Raw genomic sequence first — 21,584 nt, forward strand, 5'->3', positions numbered from 1 at the left:
ATAAAGGGCCAAACCGGTAACAGTCATGTGAGAGCGCGAGCGAAAAAGCTCGAAAATGGCGCCTTGAAGGCGCCGCACTTGCGCTCCAGATGATTCGTAAATGAAGGAGACCGAGATGACAGAGACTAAGATTGGCGAGCGCAACCACCCGGTGATGTCGCGCCGCCTCTTCGTGTGCGGGCTTGCAGCACTTGGCGGCATCGGCGGCACCGGTCTCAACCTCGGCCAGGCCTTCGCGCAGGCCCCGAGCGCAGCCCAGAAGATCGCCGACCATTTCTCGTCGGTGAAGACCATGGCTGGCGAATTCGTGCAGTTCGGCCCGCGCGGCGAGCAAACCGGCGGCAAGTTCTATATCCGCCGTCCCGGCCGCATCCGCTTCAACTATGAGGCTCCCTCGCCGATGCGCGTCATCGCCGACGGCAAGTCCGTCGTCATCGGCAACATGAAGCTCAAGACCTGGGACATCTATCCGCTGTCGAAGACACCGCTCAATCTGCTGCTGAGCGAGCGGATCGACCTGACGGGCAAGATGGTGCGTGGCGTCAAGGAAGAGTCCGACCTCATCACCATCGTGCTCGGCGACCGCTCGATCTTCGGCGATTCGACCATCACCATGATGTTCGACCCGAAGACCTACGACCTGCGCCAGTGGACAATCACCGACGCCCAGAAGAAGGACACCTCGGTGATGATCTTCAACGTCCAGACCGGCATGGCGTTGGACGACAAGGTCTTCCAGATCCCCTATGACGAGGTCCGCAACAAGAAGGGCGGCTGAGCAAGCTCAATCGCTGGATTTGTCGAGATGAGGCCGCCCTCCAGTGGTGCGGCCTTTTTTCATGCCTTGCCTCCCCTCCATTCCTTGTCCCGGCGCGCCGGACCTGCTTAAAGCTCGGGTCAAACATCCATCCCGAGCCGGCCTTCCCTTCGCAAGCGTCCGGCCCCAGCCGATCAGGGAATGACGCATGGCCCTTTCCGTCGCCACTTGGAACATCAACTCCGTTCGCCTGCGCATGCCGCTGGTCGAGCATCTCTTGAAGACCTGGCAGCCCGATATCCTCTGCCTGCAGGAAACCAAGTGCCCGAACGACCAGTTTCCCTCCAAGCCCTTGAAGGCGCTCGGCTACAATCATATCGAGATGCATGGCCAGAAGGGCTATCACGGCGTGGCGACGATCTCGCGCCTGCCGCTGCATGAGCTTAGCGACCGGCGCGACTATTGCGGCGTCGGCGACGCCCGCCACCTCTCGGTCGTCTTCGAGGCCGGCGGCAAGAAGATCCGGCTGCATAATTTCTACGTGCCGGCCGGCGGCGACGAGCCGGATCGCAGCATCAACCCGAAATTCGGTCACAAGCTCGATTTCGTCGAGGAGATGAAGTTGCTGCACGCGGAAGCCGAAGCCGGCATTTCCTCGATCCTCGTCGGTGACCTCAATATCGCGCCGCTGGAACACGACGTCTGGTCGCACAAGCAGCTCCTGAAGATCGTCAGCCATACGCCGATCGAGACCGAAGGTCTGACCACGGTCATGAACGGCGGCGGCTGGGTCGACCTGATGCGCCAGCACGCGCCATCCCCAACCAAGCTCTACACCTGGTGGAGCTACCGGGCGAAGGACTGGGAGGCCGCCGACCGTGGCCGCCGGCTCGACCATATCTGGTCGTCTGCCGACCTCGCGCCGGTGCTCAAGAACGTCGACATCCTGCGGGAAGCGCGCGGCTGGGAGCGCCCCTCCGACCACGTGCCGGTCATCGCGCACTTCGACATCTAGGACATCATTTTCCGGGCGGCGGCACGCGCCTCCGGCGCCCACCGCTTCATCAAGAAAAACATGACTAAAAGAATCATATTTTTCTTGATGCGCATTTCCAAACGGACTATCCCTCTTGTCGGGCAGCGGGGACACCGCCTCCGGCAGCCACTTGGCTGCCATTTTCACGAGATCACGATGATTGCGGGTCGGTTCGGCCCACAATCATGGCCGTGATCGATTCTCAAAAGTGAGAGCGGGATGTCGTCCCGCTCGGATAGTCGGGTGCTTTGCTCTGGCTTTTGCCGGAAGGTTTTCGTGCGCCCGCAAGAGGGCCAGACATGTCGAAGACCTTGCAGATCACCTTCCTGCGCGCCTCGCGCCGCACGCTCTCCGCAACCACAGTTCTGGCCGCAGGCGTCGTCGCCGTGATCCTTTCGCCGACAGCGACCCATGCGCAATCGGCCGAAAGCCAGAAGACCACCCGCCTGGAAAAGATCGAAGCGACGGCCGGCAAGGCGGCCGTGACGATCGCCGAGGACAATGACACGATCGTGCCGACACGCAACGTCTCGGCGCTGAAGACCGACACGCCGCTGATCGAAACGCCCCGCTCGGTCTCGGTCGTCACGCGCAAGGAACTCGAAGAGCGCGGCGTGCAGGACATGATCCAGGCAACGCGCTATGCCGCCGGCGTCACCACCGGCGCCTTCGGCTTCGATCCGCGCTTCGACCAGATCTATATCCGTGGTTTCGAGACGACGACGACCGGCGATTTCCGTGACGGCCTGCGCCAGCCCTACATGAACTACGGCACCTTCCCGACGGAGGTTTATGGCCTCGAGCGGATCGAGATCCTGAAAGGTCCGGTCTCGGTCATGTATGGTGCTGCCGGCGTCAGCGGTATCGTCAACCGCATCTCGAAGATGCCCGAAGAGGAGACCCACCGCGAGGTCGAGCTGCAATACGGCACGATCGGCCGCGCCCAGGCCGCCTTCGATGTCGGTGGGCCGGTAACGGCCGAGGGCGACGTCCTCTACCGCATCGTCGGGCTTCTGCGAAACGGCGAGACCAATTACGACGTTGCCGACGACCGTTACTTGCTGCAGCCCTCCTTCACCTGGAAGCCGGACGAAGGCACGTCGCTGACCGTCTACGGCCTCGGGCAGAAGGGCGAAAGCGACGCCAGCCCGCGCGTGCTCGAGCATGACGGCCGGTTGCTGCGCTATAGCGACCCGGACTACGACTACCAGAAGGTCGGCCAGGTCCAGGCGGGTTACAAGTTCGAGCACGAATTCGACAACGGCCTGACCTTTCGCCAGCACGGCCGCGTCAGCGATCTGGATTTGAAGGCCCGTTACCTGCAGTTCGGGACAGAGGTGGCGCCCGGCGTCTTCGAGCGCTCGCCCGTCGCCATCAAGGACGACCAGCGCGCCTACCAGATCGACAACCAGCTCGAAGCCGCCTTCGACACCGGTGCGGTCTCGCACACACTGCTGACCGGCCTCGACTACACCTGGATCACCTCCGACTTCGGCCTCGGCTTCGGCGCCGTCGATCCGGCCTATCGCTTCGATCTCAACAACCCGACCTTCGGCGTCGGCGGGCCGACGCCAGCCCTGACCAGCTTCAGCGGGCGGGATCTGCGTCAGACCGGCATCTATGTCCAGGATAAGCTGGAATTCGGCAACTGGCGCGCCGTCGGCGGCCTTCGCTACGACTGGGTCGAGCAGACCAGCACCGACAAGAACACCGGCGTCGTCGATCGCAAGGACGATGGCGAACTCACCGGACAGACGGGCCTGCTCTACCTCTTCGACAACGGCATTGCGCCCTATGCCAGCTACAGCACCTCCTTCGTGCCGCGTACCGAGCTTTCAGCCGATGGCCGCGTGCTCGATCCGACGACGGGTGAGCAGGTCGAACTGGGCGTGAAGTACCAGCCGGAAGGCGAAGCCTATTCGCTGAGCGCGGCCTATTACCGGATCGTCGAAAGCGGCGCGCCGCAATATGTGTCCGACCCGTCCCTTCCCGTCGGCTACTACTACAAGTCGGCCGGCGAGGTGACGACCAACGGTTTCGAGGTGGAAGGACGCCGGGAGTTCGACAACGGCCTGAGCTTCATCGCCGCCTATAACTACAACGACGCCGAAATCACCGGAAACGTCGATCCGTCGCTGATCGGCAACGTGCCGTCGACGAAGCCGCGCCATGTCGCATCGTCACAGCTTGCGGGCCTGAGCCTCGGCGGCGGCGTACGGCTGGCGTCAAGCTCCTACACGTCCGATGCCAACACCGCCAAGAACGGTGGCGCCGTCTATTTCGACGCCTCGGTCGCCTATGACTTCGGCGTCAAGAACCCCGAACTCGACGGATTGTCGCTCGCCGTCAGCGCCACCAATCTCGGCGACCGTCGCGAAGAGGTCTGCACCGATGGCTATTGCTATTTCGGCCAGGGCCGCACGGTGCTCGGTTCGCTGAAGTATCGGTGGTAACGGGAAACCGGAGCGCGGTTCAGGCAAAACGGCCGGCGAGCGCGCCGGCCCGGCGGATCATCGCCTGCAGGTTTTCGCGGATGCGCGCTTCGACGAGCTCGGCCACTTCAGGATATTCCTCGAGCATGCGGCGGAAGAGCGGCCGATTGATGCGAATGACTTCGCTGTCTTCCTCGGCCGTCGCCGTGAACTTGCGCTCGACCATCGAGATCAGCGCCAGTTCCGACAGAAGCGCCCCCCGGCTGACCGTCGAGACCGCCGTCTCGGCTCCATCGACACTGACCTTCGACAGGGACAGGCTGCCGCTGGCGATTGCATAGGCGCAATCGGCCGGCGCGCCCTCGCGAAACAGCTCCTGTCCCTTGAAGATGCGGCGTCGTTCCGCGCCGAAGGCGATCAGCCTCAGCTTGTCCTCGCTGATATCGGCGAACAGCGGCACGTTGGACAGAAGCACGATATCGTCGTTGAGCGCCAAGCGGCTAACCTCCCACGGTCACGTTGGTCCCGGCCTAGACCGGATCGCGCACGCAACCCATGCAAACAGCAGTCTACGGAGAACGCGCGAGAAGCGGTTTTCCACCCTGCGCACCCCGGCTACGGAACGATCTTGTAGCCGCCGTTCTCTGTCACCAAAATCTCGGCATTGGAAGGGTCCCGCTCGATTTTCTGGCGCAGACGATAGACGTGGGTTTCGAGCGTGTGAGTGGTCACGCCGGAATTGTAGCCCCAGACCTCTTCGAGCAGCACGTCCCGCGTCACCACCTTCTGGTCGGCGCGGTAGAGATAGCGGATGATCGCCGCTTCCTTCTCTGTCAGCCGGATCTTCTGGCCGTTTTCGAGCGTCAGCAGCTTCTGGCTGGGCTTGAACGTATAGGGCCCGACGCTGAAGGTCGCGTCCTCGCTCTGCTCGTGCTGGCGCAGCTGCGCGCGGATGCGGGCAAGCAGCACGGCGAAACGGAATGGCTTCGTCACATAATCGTTGGCACCGGCCTCAAGTCCGAGGATCGTATCGGAATCGGTATCGTGGCCGGTCAGCATGATGATCGGCGCCTTGAAGCCGCCCTTGCGCAGCAGCTTCACCGCTTCGCGGCCATCCATGTCCGGCAGGCCGACATCCATGATCAACAGGTCCACCTGCTGGGCACGCGCCGTCTGGATGCCCTTGCCGGCAGTCGCTTCCTGGATGAGGTCGAATTCCTCGTAGAGCGAGAGCTGCTCGACCAGGGTCTCGCGCAGGTCATTGTCGTCATCGACAAGAAGAATGGTACGGGTCGCCATGGGACAATTCCTGTTTGCTTCCGTTTTCAAACTAGCTCAAATGCCTGTGTTGGCAAGCGAACCAGCGTTGCTACGTCTTTATATCCGTAACCGTGCTTATGGTGCCCCCCAAATCACGGGCAAAGCAAAAATCCGTGAGAATGATGCGCAAGAAAACGTCGGGAAGAAGACCAGCCAAATCTGTCATCACCGTGCGCGCCGCACCGCGCGATCGCAAGCGGGCGCTCGTCTCGTTCGACGGCCGCGTCGAGCACGCCGCCATCGGGCGAAGCGGCATTACCAGCCTGAAGCGTGAGGGCGACGGCGCTACGCCACGCGCCGCGATGAAGCTGATCGGCGGCTATATCAGGCGCGACCGGCTCCTCCTGCCGCCGACGCCACTGCCGACCCGGGCGACGCGCACGGGCATGCTGTGGTGCGACGCGGCCCGCCACGCGCTCTACAATCGCCCGGTCAAGGCGCCCTTCACGCCGAGCCATGAGGAACTGATGCGCACGGACGGGCTCTACGACATCTGCCTGGTGATGGACTGGAACCTTCTCGCGCGCCGGCGAAATGCCGGTTCGGCGATCTTCTTTCACCTGATCCGGCCGGGCTACGAGCCGACGCAGGGCTGCGTCGCCGTCAGCCTGCCGGCGATGCGTCGGCTGATCCCGCATATGCGCCGCGGCACCGTCGTGAAGGTAGTCTGATCTCGACTCCGATCGGCTCGGCTCAATCGAGCGAACGCGGCGCCACGAAGCGCGCCAGCCTGGCGCCGCCGGACAAAAGTTCGCGCCAACCCGCCGCTTCGAATTCAAGGACGGCAAGGGCGGCCGTTGGAAACTTGTCCGCCATGCGCATGCGCAGATCCGCATCGCCGGAGCCGACGAGCTCGTGCGCCAGGTCCTCCATGCCGGGATTGTGGCCGACGATGAGCAGCGTCCTGATGGCCGGGTCGGTTGCGCGCAGGACACTGAGGATCTGGGCGGCGTCCACCTCGTAGATCGCCCGGGTGTTTTCGACCGCGATGCCGGGCGGGAGGACGGCAGATACCAGCTTCCAGGTCTCCTGCGCCCGTTTCGCCGTCGAGACGAGGGCGAGATCCGGCACGAGCGCATGCCGCGCCATGTAGCCTCCCATCAGTGGCGCCGACTTGCGGCCGCGCTCGCCGAGCGGCCGGTTGATGTCGGCGACGCCATCCGGCCAAGCGGACTTGGCATGGCGCAACAGCAGCAGACGGTAGCGTTGAACAGGCAGATCGTCGCTCATCCCATCCTTCTCCCAAGATGCCTCCGCCAGGTAGCTTAGCGCATTTCCGGCGCACGGGTGGGAAGAGCGCCAAATAAAAAAGGCCGCCCCGAAGGGCGGCCATCAACGCCGGACAAGCTCAAGTCCGGCTTATTTCCATTCGCGGATATCGACGAAGTGACCGGCGACCGCAGCCGCTGCCGCCATGGCCGGCGAGACCAGATGCGTGCGACCCTTGAAGCCCTGACGGCCCTCGAAGTTGCGGTTCGAGGTGGAGGCGCAGCGCTCGCCCGGCTTCAGCCGGTCGTCGTTCATCGCCAGGCACATGGAGCAGCCCGGCTCACGCCAGTCGAAACCGGCTTCCTTGAAGATCTTGTCGAGACCTTCGGCCTCGGCCTGTTCCTTCACGAGGCCGGAGCCCGGAACGATCATCGCCGAAACGGTCGAGGCGACCTTGCGGCCTTCGACGACCTCGGCCACGGCCCGGAGATCCTCGATGCGGCCGTTGGTGCACGAGCCGATGAAGACGCGATCGACGGCAATGTCGGTGATCTTCGTGCCCGGCTTCAGGCCCATATAGTCGAGCGCACGCCACTTGGAGGCCCGCTTGTTCTCTTCCTGGATCTCGTCCGGATTGGGAACGATGCCCTGAACCGAGATGACGTCTTCCGGCGACGAGCCCCAGGAGACGATCGGCGGCAGGTTGGCGGCATCGAGCACGACGACGCGATCGTAGTGCGCGCCCTCGTCCGTGTGCAGCGTCTTCCAGTAGTCGAGCGCCATGTCCCAGGCCTTGCCCTTCGGAGCGCGCGGCTTGTCCTTGATGTAGTCGAACGTCGTTTCGTCAGGCGCGATCAGGCCGGCGCGGGCGCCGCCTTCGATCGTCATGTTGCAGATGGTCATGCGGCCTTCCATCGACAGCGAGCGGATCGCTTCGCCGGCAAATTCGATGACGTGGCCGGTGCCGCCGGCAGTGCCGATCTCGCCGATGATGGCGAGAATGATGTCCTTGGCGGTAACGCCCGGCGGCAGCTGGCCGTCGACGCGCACCAGCATGTTCTTCGCCTTCTTCTGGATCAGCGTCTGGGTGGCGAGCACGTGCTCGACTTCCGACGTGCCGATGCCATGGGCCAGCGAACCGAAGGCGCCGTGCGTCGAGGTGTGGCTGTCGCCGCAGACGATGGTCATGCCCGGCAGGGTGAAGCCCTGCTCCGGGCCGACGATGTGCACAATGCCCTGACGCTTGTCGTTTTCCGAGTAGTATTCAACGCCGAAGTCGGCGGCGTTCCTGGCGAGCGCCTCGACCTGGATGCGGCTTTCCTCATTCTTGATGCCGAGGTGGCGGTCGGCCGAGGTCGGAACGTTATGGTCGACGACAGCGAGCGTCTTTTCCGGCGCGCGGACCTGGCGGCCGGCCATTCGCAGACCTTCGAAGGCCTGCGGGCTCGTCACTTCGTGAACGAGGTGACGGTCGATGTAGAGAAGACAGGTGCCGTCGTCCTGTTCGTTGACCAGGTGATCGTCCCAGATCTTGTCATAGAGGGTACGCGGTGCGCTCATGGCAATAGTTCCATCGAGTTTTCAAAAAAGGTAGGAAAGCCGGCGGCAAGGCGGCCGGAAGCACTGATCAGGAGATCAGGATAGGCGGCTTGTAAGCGCCCCGTGGACGCGCGCAAAGAAGCGTGCCGGCAGACGCTTGTGATCCTGCAGCACGACGATTTTCTGCTCGCTACATCCGAATTTGGATTCCATGGCCGTGTTCATATCAATTTTCTGACAGGTCGGCAATTGCTGGAAACGGACTCAGCGTTGCTCCGCGCGCCTCAGCCGCCGCTCCAGCCCCCGCAATCCCAGCGACAGACCGATCGTTAGCACGAGATAGACATAGGCTACGATCGAATAGGTCTCGAAGAAGCGAAAGGAGCCGGAGGCATAGACCTTGCCCATCTGCGTGATGTCGGCAACGCCGAGCACCGAGACGAGCGATGAGTCCTTGACCATGGCGATAAAGTCGTTGCCGAGCGGCGGCAGGATCACGCGGATCGCCTGCGGAAAGACGACGAGGCGAAAGCGCTGGTAGCGCGAAAGCCCGAGCGCCTTGGCGGCTTCGATCTGCCCCTTGTCGACCGAGAGGATGCCGGCACGGAACACTTCGGCGATGAAGGCCGAATAGCCGATCATCAGCGCCAGGATCGCCCGCCACATCAAGGAGATGTCGCGCACGACCACCGGCTCCATCCAGCCAGCACCAATCAGCGGCGCGCAGATGAAGTTGGCCGCGACGACGAGCGCCGGCGCGCCGACGAAGGCGATATAGAACAGCAGCACCAGGATCGGCACGCCGCGGATCACTTCCGTATAGAAGCGGGCGATCTGCCGAAGCGACGAATGTTCGGAGAGCGCCATCAGCGCGATGCCGAGGCCGAGCGTCGTCGCCAGCACGAAGCCCATGAGGGTCACGAAGACGGTGACGCCAAGCCCTTTGAAGACAACGGTGAAGACTTCCGAGAAGATGTCATTGCTGATGATCACGGCGGCGAGCGCCACTGCGATCACAACAAGGGCGACCAACCACCAGGGATAGTCGCCCTTGCCGGACATGACTGAAGATTGTGGAGCGGCCATAGCCTGCTATCAGCCGCCCATCTTGTATTCGAGGAACCACTTCTTATCGAGGGCGTCGAAGGTACCGTCTTCCTTCAACGCCTTGATCGCGGCGTTGACCGGGGCAACCAGATCCGAGCCCTTCGGGAAGATGAAGCCGAAATCCTCGGTGCCGAGCGGGCCGCCGACGACCTTGAGCTTGCCTTCGGAGGAATCGACATAGCCCTTGGCAGCGACGCTGTCGGTCAGGACCACGTCGACGTCGCCGGCCTTCAAAGCCTGCACGGTCGCGCCGAAAGTCTCGAACAGCTTGATGCGCGGGTTTTGCTCGTTGCCGTCAAGCATTTCGTAGACGGCCGTGTAGAACGGCGAGGTGCCAGGCTGCGCGCCGACGAGACCGTCGGCAAAGGCGCCGAAGCTCTTGCCGTCGTTGAAGCGAACCTCGTCACTACGCACCAGCATGAACTGCTGCGAGCGCATGTAGGGGTCCGAAAAGTCGACCTTTTCCTTGCGATCGTCCTTGATGGTGATGCCGGTCATGCCGATCTGGTACTGGCCGTCATGCACCGCCTGGATCATCGCGTCCCAGCTGGTATTCTGGTATTCGACCTTGAAATTCAACCGCTTGGCGATCTCGTTCATCGCGTCGTATTCCCAGCCCTTGGCTTCGCCGGACTTCGGATCGACGAACTGCAGCGGCGGGTAGGCGTTTTCCGTGACGACGACAACCGTCTTGCCGCCGAGGTCCGGCAGGTCGCTGGCAACGGCCGGTGCAGAGAATGCGAAAGGAACGGCAAGTGCAACTGCGATGCCCGCAAGCACGTGGCGACGGATTGTCATTGGAGGGCTCCCGAAAATTGTGGCAGCGGAAAATGTCACAAATTCAGACGGAAAGACAAGCGGATAGTACCAAAAAAGAAAGGCGGCCGAGGCCGCCTTTCCAACAATCCGAAAGGATTGAAAACTTATTCTGCTGCGGCTTCCGCTGCTGCCTTTGCTTCGGCAGCTTCGGCTGCTGCCTTCTCGGCGGCGAGCGCCTGAGCTGCTGCAACCTTTTCAGCCTCGATGCGTGCCTTTTCCTCGGCAATCGCTTGACGCTCGGCTTCGTTCAGCTTGCGGGCGCGCGTGCCGGTGTTCTCGACGATACGAGCCGACTTGCCGCGACGGTCGCGCAGGTAGTAGAGCTTGGCGCGACGGACCTTACCACGGCGAACCACTTCAACGCTCTCGACGAGCGGCGAGTAAACCGGGAATACGCGCTCGACGCCTTCGCCGTAGGAGATCTTGCGAACGGTGAAGCTCTCGTTGATGCCGCCGCCCGAACGAGCGATGCAAACGCCTTCATAGGCCTGAACGCGGGTACGGTTGCCTTCGACAACGCGGACGTTGACGCGCAGCGTGTCGCCTGCGGAGAATTCCGGGAGGGTGCGCTTGGCGGCAATCTTGGCGGCCTGTTCGGCTTCCAGCTGCTGGATGATGTTCATCGGTCTAACCTTTCAAGTTCTTCTGAAACAGCCAGAGCGCTCTCGATGAACCTGTCGGGCCAGCCTTCAGGTCTTGCCGGATACGGCAGGAGCGGATTCGCCATTCTTTGTTTTGGTCGACGGGCATGAAACCCGAACCGGGGCGGCACTTACACCAATCACACTGCCTTGTCATCCCTGAAGGCCATAATTTCTAAGGCATCCGCGCCAGGAAAGCCGAATTTATCAGAAAATGCGCAAACACACCCGGTGCGATTGTCCGATGCAACGGACTTGCGGCCGGCACAACCACCGGCTATCCCGAGCATGAGGGGTCGGGGGAGACCATGAACATCTTCGAAATACTCATGCTGTTTGCGGCCGGCTTCTTGTCCGGCGTCGTCAATGCCATCGCCGGCGGTGGAACGTTCCTGACCTTCGGGGCGATGACGCTTGGCGGGCTCTCGCCGATCGTCGCCAACGCGACCTCGTCGATCATCCAGTTCCCCGGCTACATCACCTCGGCACTTGCCTATGCCAAGGAGATCCGGGCCGACAAACGCTATGCGATCCTGCTCGGGGTGATCTCGGCAATCGGCGGTCTTGCCGGTGCGCTGTTGCTCATCTCGCTCTCCAACGCCTCCTTCCGCGCGCTTGTGCCCTGGCTGCTGCTGGCAGCAACGGCGATCTTCGCTGCCGGGCCGCTCCTGAAGCCTAAAGCCCGCGTCGACGAGCATGCGATCAATCCGGTCGGCATCGGCGCCCAATTCGTCACCTCCATCTATGGCGGCTTCTTCGGCGCCGGCATGGGCATCATGATGCTGGCGGTGCTGGGGCTGGCGACCGGCGGTGGCTATCACCGGCTGAATGCGCTGAAGAACTTCATCTCGATCGTGATTGCCGCGATTGCCATCGTCGTCTTTGCCGCCGGTGGGGTCGTCTCCTGGCTGCATGCGGCGATCATGGTGCCGGGAGCCGCCCTTGGCGGCTACGGCGGTGTCTGGGCGGCAAGACGCGTACCGCAGGCGGTCATTCGCGCGCTGGTGGTCGCCGTCGGCCTGCTGCTTGCCGCCTATTACTTCTTCACGGGCTGATCAAGAAGATCGGGCCGGCGCTCGGCGGTCAGCCGACGCGCCTCCGCTTCACGCCATTTGGCAATGGCGCCGTGATTGCCCGAGGTCAGCACCGCCGGGATTTCGCGGCCTTCGAAGACCTGCGGGCGGGTATAGTGCGGGTGCTCCAGCAGCCCGCCTTCGAAGCTTTCGTGCACGCCGGAAAGCTCGTTGCCCATCACACCCGGCAGGATGCGCACAACGGCATCGAGCAGCGTGAGCGCCGCCGGTTCGCCGCCCGAAAGAATATAGTCGCCTATGGAAACTTCCTCGAGGCCGCGGGCATCGATCACCCGCTGGTCGACGCCTTCGAAGCGGCCGCAGACGATGACAACGCCGGGGCCGGCGGCGAGTTCGCGCACCCGCGCCTGTGTCAGCGGTCGGCCGCGCGGGCTCATCAGCAATCGCGGCCGGTCGTCGTTCTCCGAGACACGATCGATCGCGCGCGCGAGCACATCGGCTTTGAGCACCATGCCGGCGCCACCGCCGGCCGGCGTGTCGTCGACGGTGCGGTGTTTGTCCTCGGCGAAATCGCGGATCTGCACCGGCTCGATCGACCATTGGCCGCGCTCCAGCGCCTTGCCGGAAAGCGAGGCACCGAGATGGCCCGGAAACATTTCAGGATAGAGCGTCAGGATGGTGGCGCGAAACGTCATTGCCGCAATGCTCACTTGCGCTTTGCGGAAAACGGGCTGCCCTGATCCTTGTCGTCCGAAAGTCCGGCGGCCACCGGATCGACCAGCAGGCGCCCGGCTTCCAGGTCGATCTCCAGCACCGACCATTCGGTAAAGGGGATCAGCACCGGACGTCGGCCCGGCCCCTTCAGCTCGAGCAGGTCGCCGGCGCCGAAATCGAAGACGCCGCTGACCTTGCCATAGCTCGTGCCATTGCCGTCGATCGCTTCCAGACCTTCGAGATCGGCATAGAAGAACTCGTCCTCGTCGAGATCGTCATCGTGCAGGTTGTCGCGCTCGATGAACAGGTCGAGGCCGTTGAGCGCCTCGGCAGCGTTGCGATCGTTAACGCCGCGAAAGCGCACGATAACGACGTTCTTCGCCTCGCGGATTTCCAACACCTCGAACACACGGCCGTCGGCGCTGTGCAGATTGCCATACTCTCCGAGCGCGGTCGGATCATCGGTAAAGGACTTGACCCTGACCTCGCCGCGCAGGCCCTGCGCCGCGCCGATCGTCGCCATCAGAACCGGGTTTTCGAGTTTGCTCATCGTCCGCGTCCGTTTCGGTATATCTCGGTGCACATAACGGAAAACGGGCGGCATGGAAATGCCACCCGTTTCCTTAAGTCACGGCCAGCCGGAAAGGTGCGTCGGCAGATGTCCGCCGATCACTCTCCGGACCGTTCGCCGGCTCTTATTCAGCAGCAGCAGCAGCGGCGTCTTCAGCCTTCTGCTTGGCTTCAGCAGCGCGCTCCTGGGCCTTCTTGCCCGGGACGCCCTTGGTCGGGTTGCTGCGAGCCGGACGCTTTGCGAGGCCAGCCTGGTCGAGGAAGCGCAGAACGCGGTCGGTCGGCTGGGCGCCCTGGGCGATCCAGTGGTTGACGCGCTCGGCGTCGAGCTCGACGCGCTTTTCGTCGTCCTTGCCGAGCATCGGGTTCCACGAGCCGATCTTCTCGAGGAAGCGGCCGTCACGCGGGCTGCGGGCGTCGGCAACAACGATCTGGTAGTAAGGACGCTTCTTGGAACCGCCACGGGCGAGACGAATTTTCAGTGCCATTTGAGTAACTCCTTGCAGGCTTTCTTGACCGCTTCGTTCAAGCGGAATGGTTTGTGCCGGCGGTGCCCGCGGAATGCGAGCGATCGGCGGCGATGGCTTCATGATGCCGGATGACTTCCTTGATGATGAAGTTCAGGAACTTCTCGGCGAAATCCGGATCCAGATTGGCATCCTTGGCCAGGCGGCGCAGGCGTTCGATCTGGTATTCTTCGCGCGCCGGGTCCGCCGGCGGCAGTTCGTGCTTGGCTTTCAGAACGCCGACTGCCTGGGTGCAGCGGAAGCGTTCAGCCAGCATGTGGACGAGCGCGGCATCGATGTTGTCGATCGACTGCCGGTAACCCGCCAATTCCTTTTTGATTTCGGGATCAATCATGTCTTAGCGATCCTCACTTCTTCTTCGGCAGGCCGGGAAGGCCGGGGAAGCCGCCACCGAGACCCGGAAGCTTGGCGCCGCCGAGGCCAGGCAGGCCACCGCCGCCAAGGCCAGGCATGCCGCCCGGCTTCAGGCCGGCCGCTTCCGCCTGCTTCTGCAGGGCTTCGAGCTGCTTCGGGTCGAGCTTCGACAGATCGGGCATGCCGCCGCCACCGAGGCCGCCAAGGCCCATCTTGTTGGCAAGGCCGCCCATCATCTGCTTCATCATGCCGCCTTTGCCCTTGCCGCCCATCATCTTCATCATGTCCGCCATCTGGCGGTGCATCTTCAGAAGCTTGTTGATGTCGGCGGCATCGGTGCCGGAACCGGCGGCGATGCGCTTCTTGCGCGAATGCTTGAGTAGGTCCGGGTTGGCGCGCTCGGCCTTGGTCATCGACGAGATGATGGCGAGCTGGCGCTTGAACAGGCTGTCGTCGAGGCCGGCGGCGGCCATCTTGTCCTTCATGCCGGCCATGCCGGGCATCAGGCCCATGATACCGCCCATACCACCCATCTTCTGCATCTGGCCGAGCTGGTCGGCGAGGTCGTTCAGGTCGAACTTGCCCTTGGCCATCTTGGCGGCCATGGCGGCCGCCTTCTCGGCGTCGATGTTCTCGGCCGCCTTCTCGACGAGCGAAACGATGTCGCCCATGCCGAGAATACGGTCGGCGACGCGGCGGGGATGGAACTCTTCGAGTTCGCCCATCTTTTCGCCGACACCGATGAGCTTGATCGGCTTGCCGGTGACCGCGCGCATCGACAGCGCCGCACCGCCACGGCCATCGCCGTCCATACGGGTAAGCACCAGGCCGGTGATGCCGACGCGTTCGTCGAAGTTGCGGGCGAGGTTTACGGCGTCCTGACCGGTCAGCGCATCGGCGACGAGCAGGATCTCATGCGGATTGGACTTCCGCTTGATCTCCGCCATCTCGATCATCAGCGGCTCGTCGATATGGGTACGGCCGGCGGTGTCGAGGATGACGACGTCGTGACCGCCGAGCTTGGCAGCCTGGACGGCGCGCGCGGCGATATCGGTCGGCGACTGGCCGGCGATAACAGGCAGCGTGTCGACGCCGGTCTGTACGCCGAGCTGGCGAAGCTGTTCCTGGGCTGCCGGACGACGCGTGTCGAGCGACGCCATCAGGACCTTCTTCTTGTCCCGCGTCTTCATCCGGCTGGCGATCTTGCCGGTGGTCGTCGTCTTACCCGAGCCCTGCAGACCGACCATCATGATGACGACGGGCGCCGGCGCATTGAGGTCGATGGTGACACCCTCGGAGCCGAGCATCTCGACGAGCTGGTCATGGACGATCTTGACGACCATCTGGCCGGGCTTGATCGACTTCAGGATCTCGGCGCCGACGGCCTTTTCACGAACCTTTTCGGTGAAGGAGCGCACGACGTCGAGCGCGACGTCGGCTTCGAGCAGCGCACGGCGAACCTCGCGGAGCGCAGCGGAAACATCGGCTTCCGACAATGCGCCGCGGCCGGTCAGTCCATTCAATATGGAACCAAGGCGGTCCTGGAGGCTCTCGAACATTCTCACTTCCTTCTGGTTTCCGGTGGCGATCAACTCGCCGGAAACGTGGGTTCCTTCGCGCGGAAAACAAGGCGCAAAGCCAAAAACCACCCGAGGGCGCCACGCGCTGTCGGGTGTTGACCTCCGGGTTCTCTTTATACCTTTACGGGACCCGGTCGGTGGCTTCGAAGACTTGAGCTTGCGAAGGAATTGGCGCGGATAAACAGGAAAGCGCGGCAAAAGTCAAGGACGGCAGGCAAATGAGGCACTTTCGGCTCAGAGCGCCTCGTCCTCGTCGGCCTCGTCCAGTTCGCCGGCCAGCTGCTCGAAGGCGGTCGACACCCGCGTCATCACCCGAAGCGCGGCCACCACTTCGGTCTGGTTGATATCGCCGAGCAGGGCATGCAGCAACTCCACCTCGCGGCGATGGATCTCCTCGAACAGGTCGCGCCCGGCAGCGGTCGGCGCGCAAAGATAGGCGCGGCGATGCTCCGGATTCGGCCTTCTTTCCAGCAACGCCTTGTCCGTCAGCCCATTGACGACCCGCAGGACGAACTGCCGTTTCATCGACAGGCGACGCGCCGCCTCCGGCACCGTCAGCGGCGTTTCATAAAAAAGTTCGAGAACCGCCCGCTCCGCCACTGATATGCCGGCACCATCGAGCATATGTTCTGCCGAGCGCTGCATATTGAGATGGATGGAGCGGACCAGCTTCAGGGTCTTGTAGAGACGTTCTTGCGGGTCGAATCGAACGAGCATGGAAACACGATAGCAATCCAGTTGCTGTCTTCAAGAATTTATTAAACCTTGACCTTTCAACCAAGGCGAACCGCCCGGATGAAGACACGCAATCCATACTACCAAGGTCCCGTCTCGGATCATTTCGACGGCACCCACTTCTTCAACCCCGGCGGCAAGCCGCCCAAGGGGGCCGCCGACCTGCTGCGCTGGCAGTTCGGCGGCGGCAAGGTCCGCTGGCCGGCACACAATCCGAGCCCGTTTGCGCAGGTGAAACCCGAGGCAAGCGTCGAGGGAGAGCGAATGCGCGTGACGATGGTCGGCCATGCGACGCTGCTCATCCAGGTGCATGGGTTCAACATTCTCACCGACCCCGTCTGGTCGCGCCGCGCCAGCCCCCTCACCTTCGCCGGCCCACAGCGCCACAATGCGCCTGGCATCGACCTCGACGACCTGCCGCCGATCGACATCGTGCTCGTCACGCACAATCACTACGATCACCTCGACGTCGAGACGCTGGCAGCCCTTCACGAAGAACATGCGCCCCGCATCATCACCCCGCTCGGCAACGACACGATCATCCGCCGCGTCGTTCCCGAGGCAGAAATCGACGTCGTCGACTGGGGCAACCAACTGGACTGCGGCGATGACATCATCATCCATGCCGAGCCCTGCCATCACTGGTCGGCCCGCGGCTCGCGCGACCGGCGCATGGCGCTGTGGGCCGCCTTCGTGCTGGAGACGCCGGCAGGCAAGATCTACCATGTCGGCGACACCGGCTTTCACGACGGCATCAACTATCGCGCCGCCCGCGAGAAACACGGCGCCTTCCGTCTCGCCAACCTGCCTTTCGGCGCCTACGAGCCGCGCTGGTTCATGCAGGACCAACACCAGAACCCGGAGGAAGCGGTGCGTGGCATGGTCGATTGTGCCGCCGCCCATGTCGCCGGCCACCATTGGGGTACATTTCGCCTGACCGACGAGGGCGTCGAGGAGCCGCGACAGGCGCTGGAACGGGCGCTCGACGCGGCCGGCATTGCCCGCAGCCGCTTCCGGCCGCTTCGCCCGGGCGAAATCTTCGATGTACCGGCCGGTAGCGAGGGAGCCAAATAAAGGCGGCACTGGTATTTTCCGGGCTTTTCAGCCATATACAGGCCGAATGAAGGATGGCCCGCCCGGAGTGGGCCCGTTTGGACAATCGCGACATGACCGACAACGTGCAATTTGCCAGGATGAACGGGCTTGGAAACAAGATCCTCGTCGTTGACATGCGCGGTCGGAAGGATCGGGTGACGCCGGCGGCTGCGACCGCGCTCAATGCCGATCCGGCAACAGCCTTCGACCAGATCATGGCGATCCACGACCCCAAGGCCCAAGGCACGGACGCCTGGATCGACATCCTCAATTGCGACGGCTCCATGGCCCAGGCCTGCGGCAACGGCACGCGCTGCGTCGTCCAGGCGCTGGCCGCCGAGACCGGCAAGAAGGCCTTCACCTTCCAGACGATCGCCGGCATTCTCAACGCCACGGAGCACGAGGACGGCACCATCTCGGTCGACATGGGCAAGCCGGTCTTTGCCTGGGACAGGATCCCGCTTGCCGAAGAGTTTGCCGACACGAGCCGCATCGAACTGCAGATCGGACCGATCGACAATCCCGTCCTGCATTCGCCCTCGGCGATGTCGATGGGCAATCCGCACGCGATCTTCTGGGTCGACAAGGACCCGATGTCCTTCGACCTCGATCGTTTTGGCCCGCTTCTTGAAAACCATCCGATGTTTCCCGAGCGCGCCAACATCACGCTGGCACAGGTGCTTTCGCCCTCGTCACTGCGCACCCGCACCTGGGAACGCGGCGCCGGGTTGACGCTTGCCTGCGGCTCGGCGGCTTGCGCGGCCGCCGTCAGCGCCGCGCGCACCGGTCGCACCGGCCGCAAGGTGGCGATCGATGTCGCCTCCGCGCCTGCCCCGGCAAAGCTGACCATCGAATGGCGCGAGCACGACGACCATGTCGTCATGACGGGACCGGCCGAGTGGGAATGGTCCGGCATGCTGAACCCGACGACCGGCATCTGGCAGCGCGACGCGACTGAGGCCGGCGGAGCCCGGGCGCTTTGAGCGGCGTCGAGGTCATAACCTTCGGCTGCCGTCTCAACACCTACGAATCCGAAGTGATGCGGGCGGAAGCCGAGAAGGCGGGGCTGAACAACGCCATCCTCGTCAACACCTGCGCCGTCACCGGCGAGGCGGTGCGGCAGGCGCGCCAGGCGATCCGCCGCGCCCGTCGCGACAATCCGCATGCCCGCATCATCGTCACCGGCTGCGCCGCGCAGACCGAGAAGCAGACCTTTGCCGAAATGGCCGAGGTCGATGCCGTGCTCGGCAATGAGGAGAAGCTGAAGAGCGCCTCCTATCGTTCGCTGCCGGATTTCGGCGTCTCGGCGGAAGAAAAGCTGCGCGTCAACGACATCATGAGCGTGCGCGCCACAGCACCACAGATGGTCAAGCATATCGACGGCCACGTGCGCGCCTTCATCCAGGTGCAGAACGGCTGCGACCACCGCTGCACCTTCTGCATCATCCCCTATGGCCGCGGCAATTCCCGCTCCGTGCCGATGGGTGCTGTCGTCGACCAGGCACGCAGACTGGTCGAAACGGGTTATTGCGAGATTGTGCTGACCGGCGTCGATGCGACGAGCTACGGCACTGATCTGCCGGGCGCACCGACGCTCGGGATGCTCGCCAAGACGCTCCTGAAGCAGGTGCCGGAAATTCGCCGACTGCGGCTTTCCTCGATCGACGGTATCGAGGCCGACAAGCACCTCTTCGACCTGATCGCCGACGAAGCACGCTTCATGCCGCACCTGCACCTGTCGCTGCAGCATGGCGACGATTTGATCCTGAAGCGCATGAAGCGTCGCCATTCGAGCGCCGACGCTCGCGATTTTGCCGATCAGGTCCGCCGCCTGCGCCCGGAGATCAGCCTCGGCGCCGACATGATCGCCGGCTTCCCCACCGAAACCGAAGACATGTTCGAAAATGCCGCGAGGCTGGCCGAGGACTGCGGCATCGCGCATCTGCACGTCTTCCCTTACAGCCCGCGTCCCGGCACGCCGGCGGCACGCATGCCGCAGCTCGACCGGGGCCTCGTCAAGGATCGTGCAGCTAGGCTTCGCGCCGTCGGCGCGATGCTCTATGCCCACCACCTCGACGGTATGGTCGGCAGCGAGCAGACGATCCTGGTCGAGAACAACGGGCTTGCCCACACACAAAATTTCACGCTCGTCGATGCGGCTGGCCTGACGCCCCGTGCGCTTGTCCCGGTCTCGATCACCGGCCACAATGGCAAGCATCTGACGATGCAGGTAAAACAGATGGCTGCGGCCTGATTTATGCGGAATTCCTGAATGGCAATGGGTTTCATCAAGAGGATCTTCACCTTCGGCAAGGGCGCGGTGGAGGAAACGAAGCCGCCGGAAGGTGTGCCGGAGGAGACCATCGTCTCAGCGCCCGAAGCGGAACAGCCGTCTCCGCCGTCCACGGAAAGTCCCGAAGCGGCCGCCCCCGTCGTTCAGGCAGAGGTCATCGAAGAAGCGGGTTTCGAGCCGCCCGTCGAGATCGAGACCTTGCCACTCTCCGACAGCGATCCTGTGCTGGAAGCCGAGATCGAGACCGCCGGCGGACCGGCTTCGGATGATGCCGAGGAACTGGCGCGTGACGATGCCGCCTCGATCGAGGCTGAGGTAACGCCGGCCGAGACCGACACCGCGATCCCCCCCTCTGTCCCTACGGAACATCTCCCCCACAAGGAAGGAGAGCCGACGGAGGCCGAGGCTGCGGCAGAAGAAGCGGTAGCAGCTACCGAGACTGCGGAACCAGTTGCCAGCGAAAGCCCGGCGACCGAGGAAGACACGCCCGCAGCCGCTCACGCGGAGACCATCGAAAAGACCGCGGAAACGTTGCCAGCCGACACCAACGATGTCGAAGTGGAAGCAACGACCGAAACGCGCGCTTCCGAGCTCGAGAGCGAGCTCACCGCAATCTCCCCCCCAGTGGAGGAGATGCCCCGCAGGGCAGAGGGGGATGAAGCCGCAGCCGCAGCGCTCCGCGAGAGCGTTGAGACCGACACGGCAGGAGCTGTCGAAACCCCATCGACCGAGACAACCGAGGCCGAGCCCACTGCCGCCCCCGCTCTCCCCAAAGGCTTCTCCGCAAGCGAGCGCAAGCCCAAGGAAGAACCCGTCGCCGCGCCGAAGGAAAAGCTCAGCTGGTACCAGCGCCTGCGCCGCGGCCTCGCGCGCACCTCGTCGCAACTGACCGGCCAGATCGCCAGCCTGTTCACCAAGCGCAAGCTCGACGAAGCGACGTTGCAGGACCTCGAAGACCTGCTGATACAGGCCGACCTCGGCGTCGAAACCGCGATGCGCATCACCGATACGCTCGCCTCGGAACGCTACGGCAAGGATGTCTCGGGCGAGGACGTTTCGCGCATCATGGCCGGCGAGATCACCAAGGTGCTTTCGCCCGTCGCCAAGCCGCTGGAACTCGATCTCAGCCACAAGCCGCACGTCATCCTTGTGGTCGGCGTCAACGGCACCGGCAAGACCACGACGATCGGCAAGCTCGCCGCCAAGCTTTCCGGCGCGGGCCTGAAGGTCATGCTCGCCGCCGGCGACACCTTCCGGGCAGCCGCGATCGAGCAGCTGAAGATCTGGGCCGAGCGCACCAACTCCGAAATCGTCTCCTCCAAACTCGGCGCCGATGCCGCTGGCCTCGCCTATGAAGCCTTCCAGCAGGCGCGCGAGAAGAAGTCCGACGTGCTGATCATCGATACGGCCGGCCGCCTGCAGAACAAGGCGGAACTGATGGCCGAACTCGAAAAGATCGTGCGCGTGCTCGGCAAGCTCGATCCGGATGCGCCACACACCGTGCTGCAGACGCTGGACGCCACCACCGGCCAGAACGCGCTGCAGCAGGTCGAGATCTTCCGCAACGTCGCGGGCGTCAGTGGACTGATCATGACCAAGCTGGACGGCACGGCGCGCGGCGGCATCCTCGTGGCGATCTCCGCCAAGCACAAGCTGCCGGTCTATTTCATCGGTGTCGGCGAAGGCATCGACGATCTCGAACCCTTCGAAGCCAAGGATTTTGCCGAGGCGATCGCCGGCGTTGCCGCCTGACGGGGCGCTCGGGCTCGCGCGTAGTTGCGCCGGCCCGTTGCCTTGATATGGTTTTGCCGCAAAGCTGGTG

The 21,584-nt window shown here is 63.5% G+C and carries 22 protein-coding genes; 9 read left to right on the top strand and 13 right to left on the bottom strand.

Annotated features, from left to right (window positions below):
- Window positions 1-115 precede the first annotated feature (115 nt).
- The 3 genes from ACIQUG_RS29860 to ACIQUG_RS29870 all read left to right on the top strand — a co-directional run bounded on the left by ACIQUG_RS29860 (window position 116) and on the right by ACIQUG_RS29870 (window position 4,246).
- A complete protein-coding gene (locus ACIQUG_RS29860) occupies window positions 116-778 on the top strand; it encodes an outer membrane lipoprotein carrier protein LolA (protein WP_402325858.1) in 663 nt (220 codons plus the stop codon).
- Between the two features lie 187 nt (window positions 779-965).
- Window positions 966-1,772: an exodeoxyribonuclease III gene (locus tag ACIQUG_RS29865; protein ID WP_402325860.1), complete on the top strand. Its 807-nt coding sequence runs from the start codon at window positions 966-968 to the stop codon at window positions 1,770-1,772.
- A 320-nt stretch (window positions 1,773-2,092) separates the two neighbouring features.
- The gene (locus tag ACIQUG_RS29870) at window positions 2,093-4,246 is read left to right on the top strand and encodes a TonB-dependent siderophore receptor (RefSeq protein ID WP_402325862.1); all 2,154 of its coding nucleotides are present in this window, start codon (window positions 2,093-2,095) and stop codon (window positions 4,244-4,246) included.
- Window positions 4,247-4,265: 19 nt separating this feature from the next.
- Here ACIQUG_RS29870 and ACIQUG_RS29875 read toward each other — a convergent pair whose 3' ends face one another.
- On the bottom strand, window positions 4,266-4,721 hold the full coding sequence (locus tag ACIQUG_RS29875) for a cyclic nucleotide-binding domain-containing protein (RefSeq protein ID WP_402325864.1): 456 nt from the start codon (window positions 4,719-4,721) through the stop codon (window positions 4,266-4,268).
- A gap of 119 nt (window positions 4,722-4,840) precedes the next feature.
- Complete coding sequence (locus tag ACIQUG_RS29880; protein WP_034802783.1) at window positions 4,841-5,524, bottom strand: response regulator transcription factor; 684 nt, start codon at window positions 5,522-5,524, stop codon at window positions 4,841-4,843.
- A 143-nt stretch (window positions 5,525-5,667) separates the two neighbouring features.
- On the opposite strand from ACIQUG_RS29880, the gene ACIQUG_RS29885 reads away from it, so the two are divergent.
- Window positions 5,668-6,216: a L,D-transpeptidase gene (locus tag ACIQUG_RS29885; protein WP_402326062.1), complete on the top strand. Its 549-nt coding sequence runs from the start codon at window positions 5,668-5,670 to the stop codon at window positions 6,214-6,216.
- Window positions 6,217-6,238: 22 nt separating this feature from the next.
- Here ACIQUG_RS29885 and ACIQUG_RS29890 read toward each other — a convergent pair whose 3' ends face one another.
- The 5 genes from ACIQUG_RS29890 to rplS form a co-directional block, all read right to left on the bottom strand.
- On the bottom strand, window positions 6,239-6,775 hold the full coding sequence (locus ACIQUG_RS29890) for a SixA phosphatase family protein (RefSeq protein ID WP_402325866.1): 537 nt from the start codon (window positions 6,773-6,775) through the stop codon (window positions 6,239-6,241).
- A gap of 129 nt (window positions 6,776-6,904) precedes the next feature.
- Window positions 6,905-8,314 (bottom strand): 3-isopropylmalate dehydratase large subunit, encoded by a 1,410-nt coding sequence (leuC, locus tag ACIQUG_RS29895; RefSeq protein WP_043625634.1) that lies wholly within the window; start codon window positions 8,312-8,314, stop codon window positions 6,905-6,907.
- Between the two features lie 243 nt (window positions 8,315-8,557).
- Complete coding sequence (locus ACIQUG_RS29900) at window positions 8,558-9,379, bottom strand: amino acid ABC transporter permease (RefSeq protein WP_402325867.1); 822 nt, start codon at window positions 9,377-9,379, stop codon at window positions 8,558-8,560.
- 9 nt (window positions 9,380-9,388) lie between these two features.
- Window positions 9,389-10,198 (bottom strand): transporter substrate-binding domain-containing protein, encoded by an 810-nt coding sequence (locus ACIQUG_RS29905; protein WP_402325869.1) that lies wholly within the window; start codon window positions 10,196-10,198, stop codon window positions 9,389-9,391.
- Between the two features lie 125 nt (window positions 10,199-10,323).
- Window positions 10,324-10,842 carry a 50S ribosomal protein L19 gene (rplS, locus tag ACIQUG_RS29910; RefSeq protein ID WP_043625625.1) on the bottom strand — a complete coding sequence of 173 codons (519 nt, stop codon included), beginning with the start codon at window positions 10,840-10,842 and terminating at the stop codon, window positions 10,324-10,326.
- A 326-nt stretch (window positions 10,843-11,168) separates the two neighbouring features.
- Between rplS and ACIQUG_RS29915 the strand changes: the two genes are divergently transcribed.
- Complete coding sequence (locus ACIQUG_RS29915; RefSeq protein WP_402325872.1) at window positions 11,169-11,915, top strand: sulfite exporter TauE/SafE family protein; 747 nt, start codon at window positions 11,169-11,171, stop codon at window positions 11,913-11,915.
- On the opposite strand, the gene trmD is transcribed toward ACIQUG_RS29915, so the two are convergent.
- The 6 genes from trmD to ACIQUG_RS29945 form a co-directional block, all read right to left on the bottom strand.
- Window positions 11,897-12,589: a tRNA (guanosine(37)-N1)-methyltransferase TrmD gene (trmD, locus tag ACIQUG_RS29920; protein WP_205237531.1), complete on the bottom strand. Its 693-nt coding sequence runs from the start codon at window positions 12,587-12,589 to the stop codon at window positions 11,897-11,899. The two genes, ACIQUG_RS29915 and trmD, sit on opposite strands and share 19 nt — an antisense overlap.
- A gap of 11 nt (window positions 12,590-12,600) precedes the next feature.
- The gene (gene rimM, locus ACIQUG_RS29925) at window positions 12,601-13,158 is read right to left on the bottom strand and encodes a ribosome maturation factor RimM (protein WP_402325873.1); all 558 of its coding nucleotides are present in this window, start codon (window positions 13,156-13,158) and stop codon (window positions 12,601-12,603) included.
- 145 nt (window positions 13,159-13,303) lie between these two features.
- Window positions 13,304-13,666, bottom strand: a complete 363-nt coding sequence (gene rpsP / locus ACIQUG_RS29930; protein WP_043625614.1) for a 30S ribosomal protein S16 — start codon at window positions 13,664-13,666, stop codon at window positions 13,304-13,306.
- A gap of 37 nt (window positions 13,667-13,703) precedes the next feature.
- A complete protein-coding gene (locus ACIQUG_RS29935) occupies window positions 13,704-14,039 on the bottom strand; it encodes a chorismate mutase (protein ID WP_192451027.1) in 336 nt (111 codons plus the stop codon).
- A gap of 13 nt (window positions 14,040-14,052) precedes the next feature.
- A complete protein-coding gene (gene ffh, locus ACIQUG_RS29940; RefSeq protein ID WP_034803123.1) occupies window positions 14,053-15,618 on the bottom strand; it encodes a signal recognition particle protein in 1,566 nt (521 codons plus the stop codon).
- Window positions 15,619-15,873: 255 nt separating this feature from the next.
- Window positions 15,874-16,356 carry a MarR family winged helix-turn-helix transcriptional regulator gene (locus ACIQUG_RS29945; RefSeq protein ID WP_402325875.1) on the bottom strand — a complete coding sequence of 161 codons (483 nt, stop codon included), beginning with the start codon at window positions 16,354-16,356 and terminating at the stop codon, window positions 15,874-15,876.
- Between the two features lie 78 nt (window positions 16,357-16,434).
- On the opposite strand from ACIQUG_RS29945, the gene ACIQUG_RS29950 reads away from it, so the two are divergent.
- The 4 genes from ACIQUG_RS29950 to ftsY all read left to right on the top strand — a co-directional run bounded on the left by ACIQUG_RS29950 (window position 16,435) and on the right by ftsY (window position 21,514).
- Window positions 16,435-17,448, top strand: coding sequence for an MBL fold metallo-hydrolase (locus ACIQUG_RS29950; RefSeq protein WP_402325876.1), 1,014 nt, complete (start codon window positions 16,435-16,437; stop codon window positions 17,446-17,448).
- Between the two features lie 92 nt (window positions 17,449-17,540).
- Window positions 17,541-18,452 carry a diaminopimelate epimerase gene (gene dapF, locus ACIQUG_RS29955; protein WP_402325878.1) on the top strand — a complete coding sequence of 304 codons (912 nt, stop codon included), beginning with the start codon at window positions 17,541-17,543 and terminating at the stop codon, window positions 18,450-18,452.
- Window positions 18,449-19,723 carry a tRNA (N(6)-L-threonylcarbamoyladenosine(37)-C(2))-methylthiotransferase MtaB gene (mtaB, locus tag ACIQUG_RS29960; RefSeq protein ID WP_402325880.1) on the top strand — a complete coding sequence of 425 codons (1,275 nt, stop codon included), beginning with the start codon at window positions 18,449-18,451 and terminating at the stop codon, window positions 19,721-19,723. The genes dapF and mtaB overlap by 4 nt, the downstream gene beginning before the upstream one ends.
- A gap of 18 nt (window positions 19,724-19,741) precedes the next feature.
- Entirely contained in the window at window positions 19,742-21,514 is a 1,773-nt protein-coding gene (gene ftsY / locus ACIQUG_RS29965) for a signal recognition particle-docking protein FtsY (RefSeq protein ID WP_402325881.1), read from the top strand.
- Window positions 21,515-21,584: the final 70 nt, after the last annotated feature.

Origin of the sequence: Ensifer sp. NPDC090286, assembly GCF_044769565.1 — a bacterium.
In the GTDB taxonomy this organism is placed as follows: Bacteria; Pseudomonadota; Alphaproteobacteria; order Rhizobiales; family Rhizobiaceae; genus Ensifer.